The organism is Phormidium pseudopriestleyi FRX01 (genome assembly GCF_017313335.1).
Lineage (GTDB): Bacteria > Cyanobacteriota > Cyanobacteriia > Cyanobacteriales > Laspinemataceae > Laspinema > Laspinema pseudopriestleyi.
Window position 1 is genome coordinate 1 of the sequence record NZ_JAFLQW010000072.1, and the last position, 11,673, is coordinate 11,673.

The following is an 11,673-nucleotide window of genomic DNA, read 5'->3' on the forward strand; positions in this document are numbered from 1 at the left end:
AAGAGTTTTTCCGGGTGGTTCAGAACTGTCTCAAGCAGTGGTCATCAAGCGTGAACAAATTGTTCGGCTGACTCTGCTCCAAGCGGGTCCCTCTATTTTAGCCGAAAGTCCACCCAGCTTACTTTTGACAAAATTCCTTCAGGCCAAAGAGTCCTTCATGCATCAAGCCATACTCAGACGAACTGGATAGTTGAAGGCCCCTAATTAATTATCTCACAGAACTTTTCACTGTCCAGAGATCTGATTGGCAGGATTTATCCGGCCTAGCCCTTTCATCCCTGGACTAAAGTCACAGGGTTTTCAGGGTATTTTTTATAAAATCCGCGATCGCCTGCAAAGTCTAGGTCCATTAATTTATCTGAGCCTGCGGGAATCCCCGCGCTCTATCTGTACCCAGATGAGCGACTGTATGAAAGCCGCGGATATTTAGTAGGCTCAATACCTACTAAATAGACATTTACTGGAATACTTATCGTAAGTAAATCATGTTATTATAACAATAAGCTAACCATGACTTACCGCTATCGCATATATCCAGATGCCAACGAAGAAGGAAAAACTGTCTGGCTGGATGGAAACGTGCAGAGCGGCTTACAACTATGGGTTAGCCGAGATTAAAAACTGGTGTAATAGCAGGAAATGCTTGATTGATAGATGTTCCATAAAACACGAATACATCATGCCGTCCGACCGGCCATTCCCTAACGAGCTCAAACAACTTAACGCATTGCCAAAAGCAAAGAAAGTATTTCCCCGATTAGGTGAAGTCCCTTCTCAAGTCTTGCAGCAAGCCGTAAAGCAGTTACGTCGAGGATGGGAAACTTTTCAAGCAAGAGGGACTGGGTTTCCTCGGTTTAAGAAGTATGGGTTCTTTTAGTCTCTACTATTTCCACAGTTTAAAAAATCTCCTATATCTGGCAATACGATACTCTTGCCTAAGATTGGCAATATTTTAATTAATTTGCATAGACCAATCCCATATCGGTTCGCAATTAAACAGGTACGCATCGTCAAGAAAGCTGATATCTGGTATGCCAGTATTAGTATTCAGTCTGATGTCAATGTACCCGCTCATAAGCCTCATGGTCATCCGATTGGTGTAGACATTGGCTTAGAAAAGTTGATCGCGACCCGTGATGGCGTTCTCGTCAAACCGCCCAAATTTTTTAGAAAGATGCTCTTCCAGCTAAAATCGCGGCAACGCAGACTATCTAGGAAAAAGAAACGGTCAAATAATTACGAGAAGCAACGCATCAAGGTAGCGCGGATGCACCACACAATTGACAATACCCGCTCATATTTTCACTTTAAACAAGCGAATATATTCTGTGTGAGTCTGCTGGCATGATATTCATGGAAGATTTAGACTTTCGGATTATGGCTAAGGGGATGCTTGGCAAATATATGCTTGATGGTGGATTTGGACAATTTCGTTCGATCGTCAAGTATGTTTGCTGGAAGTTAGGAAAATTCTTTGCCGAAGTCAATAGCCGAGGAACAAGTCAGGAATGCCCTGAATGTAGTGCGATCGTTAAAAAAACCCTGAAAGTAAGAGTTCATCATTGTCTTGAATGTGGGTTAACCATTGACCGAGATGTTGCTTCAGGCTTAGTAATTCGTAACCGAGGGATTGCCCTTATTAGTACCGATGGATGGTCGGGAAAGGAAACTGTCTGTTCCGGCGATCTAGCGGGGGCCCCAAAGTCTAGCCAAGTGCCGAAATCCCGCAAGGGAACAACCAGAAAATCTCTGAAGTGATTCAAGTAAGCCAGCACGCGATCCGCCCAAGCGGTCAGTGTCTGGAGATGTCACCGAGAGCGGTCCTTTCGCAACTTCCCGGCATCCCTCCAGGAGAAATACTTGTGCGAAATCAGAATTGGGTTGGCAAGTCTGTTCTTCCGAAGCAAAGCGCATTCAATGGAATGTTGCCAATTTAATGAATGAGTCGGAAATTGAACGGTTCAGTCAATCGGATATCATTTTTTGCCGGAATGTATTTATTTTTCCCGGGATTCAATTCGTAAAACTGTTGCTTGTTTTTATCAGAAGATGCCCAATCGCGCTTATTTATTTTTAGGGTCTTCTGAATCCCTACTCAAGCTGAATAGCGATTTCGATTTGCGAGAAGTTGGCGGTGCTTTTGTATATGTTAAGGAGCAATCTATCAGAAGGTATGGGTTGGAAACTCTGGATATTTAGTTAGGTATCCTTTGAGTTAAAAAGCAGGAAATTGAATGATTTTTATTTTTAAGATAAGAAAGGATTAAATTCAGTCTAATTCATTAAGGTCAAGGGTTGAATCAATGGGGAGAGATATGAAGAAGGTTGTACGAGTTTTAGTGGTAGATGATTCAGCTTATGTCCGCAAGGTGGTCAAGCAAATGTTATCTCGTTATCCATTTATTGAGGTGGTAGGAACGTCCCGAGACGGAGCGTACGCATTGGAAGCGATCAAAAGTTTGAACCCGGATGTGGTTACTTTAGACTTGATTATGCCGGAAATGGACGGGGTGGAATTTTTGCGCCAACAAATGGCTCGTCGTCCGATTCCTGTGGTGGTTATTAGTATTGCCAGTGAAGGGGGGGAACAGGTCCTCGCGGCATTGGATGCTGGGGCGGTGGACTTCTGGCAAAAGCCGACGGCGTTGGCGAATGAAAAGATTTTTGAGATTAGCAATGAGTTGATTGAAAAGGTGAAAGCGGCTGCCAATGTTCCCCTGAATCGCCTGCCGGTGATGTCGGAACGTCCGATTCAATTGAGCAAGGTGATGGCTTCGGCCCCTTCATCCGGGGTTGTGGACCTTGTGGCGATCGGGATTTCTACTGGGGGTCCCAAGGCCCTAGCTTTTTTGATGGGTCAGTTGCCAGCGGATTGACCCGTCCCGGTGGCGATCGTGTTAGATATGCCGGTGGGTTATACGTCGATGTATGCAAAACGATTGAATGAGATGTCGTTATTGAAGGTTGTAGAAGCGTCGGAAGGGGAAGTTCTGGAACCCGGGGTGGTGTTTATTGCCCCTGCAGGACGGCATTTAACGTTTGTTCGCCACAGTGATGGCACAGTGAGGACGCACCTGGATGCTCGCCCGTTCGATACCCTGCATCGTCCTTCGGTGGATGTGATGTTTCAATCAGCGGCGGAGGTGTTTGGCGATCGCATTTTGGGGGTAGTGATGACGGGGATGGGGTCTGATGGCACTCAAGGTTCGGCTTGGATTAAGTCTCGCGGCGGATCTATTTTTACTGAAGATTCAGAAAGCTGTATTGTCTACGGAATGCCGCGATCGGTCGTGGAGGCGGGCTTAAGTGACCGCTCTGTCACCTTAGATTGCATGGCACAGGCGATTCTTGACCGGCTGTAATGGACTCCTTGGGTTGTTTTTTGTGAGTACAAGGAAATGCTCCAGATGGGTTCGGGCGATCGGGTCAGTTTCGGGTTTAAGAGAAAAAACTGTTTACTCTGGTTTCTCTAAAATTTCTGTCTTCGCGATCGAGGACGAGGACGTTTCAATTGCTCCGTTTAGGGTCGATCATTTCAGGGTTAAGAATTTTGGGTTTAAGGCGGTAATATAGCGGTTCGGTGGACTCATTCGCGTACAGATATTTAGAGGAGTGCGTAAAGCCTGAGCCCGGGCTTCGCTGTGCGGCGTAGCGTGTGCGTTAGCACAAACATCTTGCTCGCTATTATCAAGAGCTTTTCAAGATGCTCGCACTCCAAAAATGTACGCGAATAACTCTGGGAACCGCTCTATAGCAGTCCTAAATCAGTTGTGGAATGCCCTCACCCCCAACCCCCTTCGACCCCCCCTTCGACAAGCTCAGGACAGGCTTCGACCCCCTTCGACCCCCTTCGACCCTTCGGCGGGGCTCAGGGCTCAGGACAGGCTTCGACTGGCTCAGGGCTCAGGACAGGCTTCGGCGGGGCTCAGGGCTCAGGACAGGCTTCGGCGGGGCTCAGGGCTCAGGACAGGCCTCTCCCAGAACGGGAGAGGGGAGAAGACAGATGTTATAAATCATTTAGGAATGCTATATCTATTTTCCGTTATTTTCTAAGTCCACCATTAGGCAAAAAATTACTTTTTGCCTTAGAGTCTATCCCGGTTGTAACTGCTTCTATTTTTATAAAAAACCGTTCTTGAATAACTCGAATAGTTTTTTGCACAAAAGCGAGCATTTTCGCTATTTTTATCTTTAAAATAGCGAAAATGCTCGCTTCATTAGTCGATTTTTAGTCGATTTATCTGTTGTTTTTAACTCAATTAAAAGAGCTAATTTGCAACGCCGAAAGGGGAGAATTTCTTCTCGACCTTGACCGTCTGTTAGACTTGAATTTACCTTGAAATTTATAGCGAACGGCTCGATAAACTACATGATAATCTACATCAACTCCGCAGGCTTCTTTCAACCAAGATTGAATCTCTCCATAGCTGTTAAACCCTTCGTTGCTTTGAATTCTTAATTTCAGTTTTTCTAGGGCCTCTGGGGGAATGGTAATCGGTCTCCCAGCGGGTTTATAAACTTTGAGTAATCCATCTAATCCTTCGTGTTTGTACTTCTGAAACCAGCGATAGAGGGTTGAGGTATCTCTTGATAGCAGTCTTGAAAGGGATTCTAAGGTGGTGACTTTACCGGATTTTAGCAAGTACAAAGCGTGTAGTCTTTCTTTTTTTTGAGCGTTCGTCTCTTTTTTGAAACGAGTTTTGAGTTCATCCGCTGGTTCTTTGATATCTAACTTGAGGGTGTTCGCCATTTTACAATCGCTCTAATTAAAATAACTCCAGCTTAATTTTGGCGAGATTAACACAAACCAGGAACTCGCCCTCGCTGCTATAAAAACAGTCTCCGGCATCCTCGCGGTTGCGATCGCCTTGAATAGTTCATGAGGGATCGCGATCGGGTTCAGTCCGCATCCGGTTGACCTAGGGTACTCTCTACTCAATGGGTCAGAAGCGGGTCGATCGCGAAGCGGTAGGGACACAGGCATCTTTTCCTTATCCCATTTTTGGTTTAAAATCAAATGCTACCCATATCTTATTCTCGACAGCCTGATGAGTCAATGGCAATCTGTCGCTACAATCGCATTCCCCCGGTCTGGCCGCGAGCGTTTTTCTCATAGAAGTTTCCCCCCACCCTGGGTGACGGTGGCGAGGTTTTGCCCGTTAAACTAGGCTTGATCCGGTGAGTCTTCTGTACAAGGTGCGATCGCCGACCCTGCAACCAGATTAACCTCATCCTGGGTTTGATCTCTTAAAAAATGATTAAATTTACAGCCCTAACGCATCCTCTCGCTCCTTGAGGACCCGGTAGAGGCAATCCCCCCGGAATTACCCCGACAGACTTTCTCCTCTACCTAAAACGTCGGGACAGTAAGGTGAAGACCACCGGGTTTCTTCACAAAAATGCTGACAACAAAGCAATCCATTCTTTCAGGGAAACTCGGTTTCTGGTCCGAACTCTCAACTCCTGTCCCAATCTCCTGAACCCTGAATTTATGCCGCCACCAGTTCTGTCCCTTGCTCGGCGGTTGCCCAAGTTTTGTAATCTAATAATAACTGCTGCATTAATCCTTGCTTCATTTTCAGTAGGACATTTCCGAGTAAATTATTTCCCGTACTTTGAATCATGGATTTCGGCATCATCGAAAAGGGTGGGGGTAGGTAAATCGTTAATCCTAACTCCGCATCCCCTCCTAAATAAGTCTTCCCTTGATTGCGATAGGCTGACATTGTCCCACTCAGTTCTAACTGAAAGTGTTCGTTAATGGTTTCAATCCCTCGCAAATTACAGCCTACGGATTCTAAACAAATTGTGCCTTCCCCATCCGCCCAAACCTTCATGTCTACGGTGGGTTCGATTTTTAAACTAAAGAAGTTTAAGGGGCGCATTTTCAGCCGGTAGCAATTGCTAGTCAACTGTTCGATGCAGCTTGAATCTGCGATCGCCCTAACAATCCGTTCAGGGGACTGCAAATACCTCTCAATCTCTACAGGTTGCTGTGGAACAGCCAGATCAACCGATTGTGTGGCAACAAACTGATAGTACATGGGAGGAGACTCTATTAATATTTGTTAAGCGGGTTTCATAAACCTTACAGTAGTTTACATTTATTGGCAATATTTTCTTTGTACCCTAGGGCAGAACGGGCGATCGCCCGCCATCCCTTATGCCGGGGGTGTATTCGGCGAAAGCACCTGACCCCCCACCGCCAACTCCGACTCGGTGGCATCCGATGCCCAATGACGATAATCCAACAACAACTGGTGCATCAACCGTTGCTTAATCGTCAGCAACACACTCTTGAGCAATCCATTCCCAGTGGTTTCCAATAACGATTTCGGGGCCATCCACAAGGGCGGTGGCAAATCTACCTCTACGACTAAATCCGCTTTTCCCTTCAAATAAGTCACCCCCCCTTCTTCCACCGGGGAGAGTTTCCCCAGCAGATCCAGGCAAAAGCGGCGATCGATATATTCAATCCCTCGGATTTCACTCCCCACGGAAACCAAATGAACGGTCCCATCCGGTTTTGCCCAGACTCTGAGATCCACCGTCGGTTGAATCCGCAGCATCATAAACTCTAAGGGACGCATTTTTAATCTAAACCGCTCTTTCCCTAATTGTTCGGTCCGCGTCGGATCCACAAGCGCTCTAATCAACCGTTGCGGTTGCCGTAGGTAATGTTGAATCGGAACAGGTTGGACGGGAACAGGAATAGACACAGACTGAGAAGCGACAAACCGGATATTATGCATTATGGGTTCAACTCAGGTTGAGGGTTCTTAATCACTACGCTATCAAAATTTACATTTTTTAACAAACTGTAAACTTTGGCAGATCAGGCTTCATACTGGGCCTTATGGTGATTAAATACGGAAAATGACCCAGGCGCTAGTAGAATAAACGCTTTAACTTGCCGTTAATCTTACTCTATTTCTGAGAAACAACCCTAAAAAACTTAACCAATTGGGATAATCTCCCCGATTAAAGTTTGACCTGCGCACGAAGATAAGTAAACCCAACTTTTTGGAGTTTTCTGGTGTTCGCCTGTTTGCTATTTTTCAAAAAGAACCGAGTTAACTGAGGAAATCTGCGATGACTGTATCCATTGCCTATTTAGGGCCTCCAGGCACCTATTCCGAAGCGGCAGCGATCGCTTATGTGGACCAGTTGCAGCAAGCTACAGGAGAGGAATGTCTGTTGTGTCCCTATCCCAGTATCTCCCAAACGTTACGCGCTGTTGCCCGATCGCAGGCTCAACGAGCGGTGGTGCCCGTGGAAAATTCCCTGGAAGGAAGTGTGCCGATGACTCTGGATGCCCTCTGGCAGTTAGATAGTCTGCAAATTCAACGGGCGTTGGTGTTGCCGATTTCCCATGCGCTGATTTCACCCGTCCCAGAGTTGTCAGCTATCAAAACGGTTTATTCTCATCCCCAAGCGTTAGCTCAATGTCAGGGATGGTTGGAACAGTTTCTCCCTTGGGTGCAATTAATTCCTACGAATTCTACGACGGAGGCGGTGCAACAGTTAGAAGGCGATCGCTTCGCTGCGGCGATTTCTTCTCAACGCGCTGCTGAACTTTACGATCTCCCCATTATCGCTTTTCCGATTAACGATCGCCCAGATAACTGCACTCGGTTTTGGGTGGTGAGTTTACAACCCTCTCCCGGGGGGGCTTATACCTCGTTGGGGTTTAGTGTCCCCGCGAATCTTCCCGGTGCGCTTTCTCAACCCCTCCAAGTCTTTGCCAGTCGGGGGATTAATTTAAGTCGGATTGAATCTCGCCCGACTAAGCGAGCGATCGGGGAATATTTGTTTTTTCTGGATTTAGAATGCGATTCGCGAAAATCCTCGGTGGAATCAGCTTTCCAGGAATTACGCTCCCACACGGAGACGCTGAAAATTTTCGGCAGTTACGATTTTGTCGCGATTAAGTCGGATTAGGGGATGTTCGCTTAGGGTGGGTCAGGTTAGGATATAAAGCATCTATCTCCAATCATGACCCAAAGGGGGTTAACCCGAATTAGGGATGTAGGTTTTTGTCAAAAAAAAACCCCGCTCGGAGCATTTGAGCGAGGTTCTGATGTGGTGTGAGAAGTGAACGTAATTGCTCTCTATAAAAAGAATAGTCAGTGGATGTGACAGTTTTATGGCGATCGCATAACTAAGTTATGTCAGTTTATTCCCCGGCGATCGCTAGATGGACTGTAACGATGACGCTGCTATCTATTGGCAAAACAATTCCATTTCCGATTCTGACCCCCAGGTGTGGCGATGGGGATAGGTCGATGAAACTATTCTACCTTACTTTACCCCTTTGAGAAGCTGGGGGATTTCAGCTTTACCCTTAATTATGTATCCAACGGTTCAAGGCATTCCGGCATTGCCGGATTTGACTCATCCTGATGAATTGATGCAGTTTGGCGATCGCGTTCTCAATCTATCCCTAAGTTTAGGGATTTTTTTGGTAGTCTTCGGATTGGCGATCTCCGCCATCAAATGGACTTACCGACAACCGGAACCCCCCTTCCCCCTCCTAGAAGATTGGGTGGGCGGTTATTTGGTATTGCTCCAAAAATTACCCCATTTTATTTTAATTCTGACCTTTTTAATCGGGGGATTCTTTTTATCTTCAACCTTAGCCAATCGATACCATCACTGGGAACAATCCCGGGTTCAAGAGATAGCTGCCACGGTTTCTGGGGAACGCCTGGAACAACCTTCTCCTCGAATTCGCTATGTGATTGAAGAACCCTATAAATACAGCAATTGGATTAATGGGCAGTTAGTTGAAATTGAGGATACAAGAGAAGTTGACCGTTTCCTGGCGATCGCAAGTTCGTCCATTGTCGTTACCCTTAACCAATCGACGGATGTTAGCAATAACAAAGCTATTTATCTGGCCGAATTTGAAGCGGAATACGAAGTAATTAACTCTCTGAGAGAACCTCGGACTTTTTTCTTTGAAATTCCTCCCCCTTTTGGTTATTCCGTGCTGCAAAACTTTAAAGTAGAGCGGGATGGGGAGAGAATGCTCCAAATTAATCCGGGAGATTATGGGTTTCCGTTCTCGTTACAACCCGGTGAAGAAACTCGCTTTCGGGTGACTTACAAGGCTCAAGGAGGTCCCCGTTGGGTTTACAATTCCCAAGGCGAATCCCTGTCTAATTTTCGCCTAACGGCATTGGCAAATTTTCCCCAGGCTGATTTTGCCAGTGGGATTATCCCCACCGCGACGAACCAGGAACGTTCGGGGACCCGCTTTAGTTGGGTTTTTGAAGATAATGTTTCCGTTCGCAATCCCTTTGGGGTATTTACGGCAACGGAGACGGTCCGCAAGACGGGGGTGCTGCCTCGGTTGCTGTTGTTGGCACCGGGGGTATTTTTGTGGTGGATTGTTCTACTGTATTTATCGGTCCCGATGCGTCTGGTGGATATATGCCTAGCGGGGGGTTTATTTTTTGCCGGACTGTTGAGTTTGACTTATTTTAGTCGGGTGATGGATGTTACCCTCGCTTGGCTGTTGCTTTCTCCCATCCTGTTGGTATTGGTGTGGGGCTTGGGAAATCAGAAGCGGGCTTCGTTAGCGGCACTGATTTGTACGATCGCCGGTGCGGTTCTGCCGATTTGGGGGTTAATTAGCAGCTATACGGGTTTAACGTTGAGTGTTGCCGGTTTGCTGTCGGTGGTTTGGCTGGCCCTTCGCCATTGGTATGGGGGAGTGGGACGGTTGAGATTTTAGAAATGTCGAGATGTTGGATTTTAGAGGCGATCGCGAATCTAAAATCCAATATCCAAAGGCTCTGCTCACTCATTGAGGGTGTCTTTGAGGACTGTGCGTGCAGCTAGATGAGAGCGGGTGGAGGTGAGAATTTCTGATTCTCGTTCCAGTCGGGCTCCGGTATCTAGCATTTCGAGAAGGGATTGCTGTTCTGCCGCGACGCCATAGAGGTTACTGGCGACCCAATAAGAGAGTTCCACGGGGAGTTCGGGGATGTCGTCGGGAAGTTCGATGGTTTGATCCATTAATTTACCCGAAAGACGGACGACATCTCGTAAGAGGAGATCGACTTCACTGGCGAGGGGTCTAAGGTCTTCCTCGGGGGGTTTATCTTCGAGCCATTCGACTAAACCGACGAGATAGGGTTTTTCTCGGACGTATTCTAGGACTCGAAACCTCTGCTGGCCGAGGGTGAGCATTTTCATCCGGTCATCGGGGAGGCGGACATATTGCAGAATTTCGGCACAGCACCCGATGGAGGTGGGTTGACCTTTGACGGGATCCCACATGAGTACCCCAAATCTGCGATCGCTCTCCAGAATTGTGTTCATCATAATTCGGTAGCGAAACTCGAAAATGTGCAGGGGTAGGGGTCGGCCTGGAAAGAGGACGACTTCGGGCAAGGGAAATAGGGGGAGTTCTCGAACGGCGATCGATGAGGAGGATTGCATTGTGCCTCAGTCCAAAAAGTAACTTCGCTTTTATCTTAACTGATACGTTTAACCTGAACATTGCTGTACAAGGAACTCACCCGTCCTGACTCACGGACGAGTGAGGATTTTTTGATAATTTTTTGATTTAAAAGCTTGACTTTTTTGAATTGTTATGTTAATAAAATTGAAATTTTAAGAGGGTTTTTTAAACGTAATGAGAATTTTTAAGGGATTGAGGGGCGATCGCGTTTAGGTTCAGTCTCAGGTTAAATGTTTAAAAAAGGAGAATTCAGAGTTCTCCTTTTTTAAAAGATAGATAAAATAGTCCGCTGTAGTGCCATTCGCGAGGCGCTGGCTCTATGCCGTGGGTTCGTTCGGCTTTTGAAGGGGTTTAGAGTTTGACTTCAATATCAACACCGGCAGGCAGATCGAGTTTCATCAGCGCATCAATCGTTTTAGAAGACGGTTGATAGATATCGATAATCCGGCGGTGGGTACGGGTTTCAAAATGCTCCCGGGAATCTTTATCGACGTGGGGAGAGCGGAGTAAACAGTAAATACGTCGGTTCGTCGGTAAAGGAATGGGTCCGACTGCTGTAGCGTTAGTCCGATTCGCTGTATCTACGATTTTTTCGCAGGAAGTATCGAGCAATCTGCGATCGAAGGCTTTTAGACGAATCCGAATTTTTTGCTGTTGTAAGGTAGCCATTGATTTTTAGTTGTCTAGGTTCGGTTAATAAATGGGTCGTTGGTCATTGGTCCTTAGTCATTGGTCGTTGGTCGTTTGTACTTGCCTCTGAGACCCAGAACAAATGACAAATGACAAATGACCAACGACAAATGACAAATGACAAATGACAAATGACAAATGACAAATGACAAATGACAAATGACAAATGACAAATGACAAACGACAAATGACAAACGACAAATGACAAATGACAAATGACAAATGACAAATGACAAATGACAAATGACAAATGACAAACGACAAATGACAAATGACAAATGACAAACGACAAATGACAAATGACAAACGACAAATGACAAATGACAAACGACAAATGACAAATGACAAATGACAAATGACAAATGACAAACGACAGATACAAGCAGAGCAGAAAAGCTCCTCAAGTTGGGATGGCTTTTCTGCTCTACCGTCAATCAGCACGCTTCTGCCTTAAAAGGCAGGAGCGGAGCGCCCTAAGTCGGTTTACTTCTTGGGTTGGTCGAGGATTTTAG

General features: G+C 46.3%; 14 protein-coding genes. 9 read left to right on the forward strand and 5 right to left on the reverse strand.

The window, feature by feature from the left end; genetic code table 11:
• From J0895_RS03075 to J0895_RS25615, 7 genes are all read left to right on the forward strand, one after another.
• The coding region (locus J0895_RS03075) for a hypothetical protein (protein WP_207086665.1) at positions 1–190 on the forward strand (190 nt) is incomplete at its 5' end.
• Positions 191–727: 537 nt separating this feature from the next.
• Complete coding sequence (locus J0895_RS26665) at positions 728–877, forward strand: hypothetical protein (RefSeq protein WP_340643441.1); 150 nt, start codon at positions 728–730, stop codon at positions 875–877.
• A gap of 243 nt (positions 878–1,120) precedes the next feature.
• Positions 1,121–1,348: a transposase gene (locus J0895_RS26670; RefSeq protein ID WP_340643440.1), complete on the forward strand. Its 228-nt coding sequence runs from the start codon at positions 1,121–1,123 to the stop codon at positions 1,346–1,348.
• Between the two features lie 5 nt (positions 1,349–1,353).
• Positions 1,354–1,758 carry an RNA-guided endonuclease InsQ/TnpB family protein gene (locus J0895_RS26675; protein WP_340643438.1) on the forward strand — a complete coding sequence of 135 codons (405 nt, stop codon included), beginning with the start codon at positions 1,354–1,356 and terminating at the stop codon, positions 1,756–1,758.
• A gap of 225 nt (positions 1,759–1,983) precedes the next feature.
• Positions 1,984–2,199: a CheR family methyltransferase gene (locus tag J0895_RS03090; RefSeq protein ID WP_242541009.1), complete on the forward strand. Its 216-nt coding sequence runs from the start codon at positions 1,984–1,986 to the stop codon at positions 2,197–2,199.
• Positions 2,200–2,315: 116 nt separating this feature from the next.
• Complete coding sequence (locus J0895_RS25610; RefSeq protein WP_242541010.1) at positions 2,316–2,876, forward strand: response regulator; 561 nt, start codon at positions 2,316–2,318, stop codon at positions 2,874–2,876.
• Between the two features lie 9 nt (positions 2,877–2,885).
• The gene (locus tag J0895_RS25615; protein WP_340643439.1) at positions 2,886–3,362 is read left to right on the forward strand and encodes a CheB methylesterase domain-containing protein; all 477 of its coding nucleotides are present in this window, start codon (positions 2,886–2,888) and stop codon (positions 3,360–3,362) included.
• 893 nt (positions 3,363–4,255) lie between these two features.
• Here the strand turns inward: J0895_RS25615 and J0895_RS03100 are convergent.
• The 3 genes from J0895_RS03100 to J0895_RS03110 form a co-directional block, all read right to left on the reverse strand.
• Positions 4,256–4,750 (reverse strand): helix-turn-helix domain-containing protein, encoded by a 495-nt coding sequence (locus J0895_RS03100; RefSeq protein WP_207086668.1) that lies wholly within the window; start codon positions 4,748–4,750, stop codon positions 4,256–4,258.
• A 739-nt stretch (positions 4,751–5,489) separates the two neighbouring features.
• Positions 5,490–6,044, reverse strand: coding sequence for a DUF1997 domain-containing protein (locus J0895_RS03105; protein WP_207086669.1), 555 nt, complete (start codon positions 6,042–6,044; stop codon positions 5,490–5,492).
• Between the two features lie 117 nt (positions 6,045–6,161).
• Positions 6,162–6,752, reverse strand: a complete 591-nt coding sequence (locus J0895_RS03110; protein ID WP_207086670.1) for a DUF1997 domain-containing protein — start codon at positions 6,750–6,752, stop codon at positions 6,162–6,164.
• Positions 6,753–7,092: 340 nt separating this feature from the next.
• Between J0895_RS03110 and pheA the strand changes: the two genes are divergently transcribed.
• Together pheA and J0895_RS03120 are read left to right on the forward strand one after the other, a co-directional pair.
• Positions 7,093–7,941, forward strand: coding sequence for a prephenate dehydratase (gene pheA / locus J0895_RS03115; RefSeq protein WP_207086671.1), 849 nt, complete (start codon positions 7,093–7,095; stop codon positions 7,939–7,941).
• 409 nt (positions 7,942–8,350) lie between these two features.
• A complete protein-coding gene (locus tag J0895_RS03120; protein WP_207086672.1) occupies positions 8,351–9,739 on the forward strand; it encodes a hypothetical protein in 1,389 nt (462 codons plus the stop codon).
• A 65-nt stretch (positions 9,740–9,804) separates the two neighbouring features.
• Here the strand turns inward: J0895_RS03120 and J0895_RS03125 are convergent, their stop codons facing one another.
• Together J0895_RS03125 and rpsJ are read right to left on the reverse strand one after the other, a co-directional pair.
• Positions 9,805–10,449, reverse strand: coding sequence for an LON peptidase substrate-binding domain-containing protein (locus J0895_RS03125; protein ID WP_207086673.1), 645 nt, complete (start codon positions 10,447–10,449; stop codon positions 9,805–9,807).
• A 373-nt stretch (positions 10,450–10,822) separates the two neighbouring features.
• Positions 10,823–11,140, reverse strand: coding sequence for a 30S ribosomal protein S10 (rpsJ, locus tag J0895_RS03130; protein ID WP_015150337.1), 318 nt, complete (start codon positions 11,138–11,140; stop codon positions 10,823–10,825).
• Positions 11,141–11,673 lie beyond the last annotated feature (533 nt).

Coding starts and splice junctions, on each gene's coding strand:
- rpsJ (WP_015150337.1), bottom strand. CDS start 11,140: ATGGCTACCTTACAACAGCAAAAAATTCGGATTCGTCTAAAAGCCTTC.
- J0895_RS03125 (WP_207086673.1), bottom strand. CDS start 10,449: ATGCAATCCTCCTCATCGATCGCCGTTCGAGAACTCCCCCTATTTCCC.
- pheA (WP_207086671.1), top strand. CDS start 7,093: ATGACTGTATCCATTGCCTATTTAGGGCCTCCAGGCACCTATTCCGAA.
- J0895_RS03120 (WP_207086672.1), top strand. CDS start 8,351: ATGTATCCAACGGTTCAAGGCATTCCGGCATTGCCGGATTTGACTCAT.
- J0895_RS03100 (WP_207086668.1), bottom strand. CDS start 4,750: ATGGCGAACACCCTCAAGTTAGATATCAAAGAACCAGCGGATGAACTC.
- J0895_RS03110 (WP_207086670.1), bottom strand. CDS start 6,752: ATGCATAATATCCGGTTTGTCGCTTCTCAGTCTGTGTCTATTCCTGTT.
- J0895_RS03105 (WP_207086669.1), bottom strand. CDS start 6,044: ATGTACTATCAGTTTGTTGCCACACAATCGGTTGATCTGGCTGTTCCA.
- J0895_RS26675 (WP_340643438.1), top strand. CDS start 1,354: ATGGAAGATTTAGACTTTCGGATTATGGCTAAGGGGATGCTTGGCAAA.
- J0895_RS25610 (WP_242541010.1), top strand. CDS start 2,316: ATGAAGAAGGTTGTACGAGTTTTAGTGGTAGATGATTCAGCTTATGTC.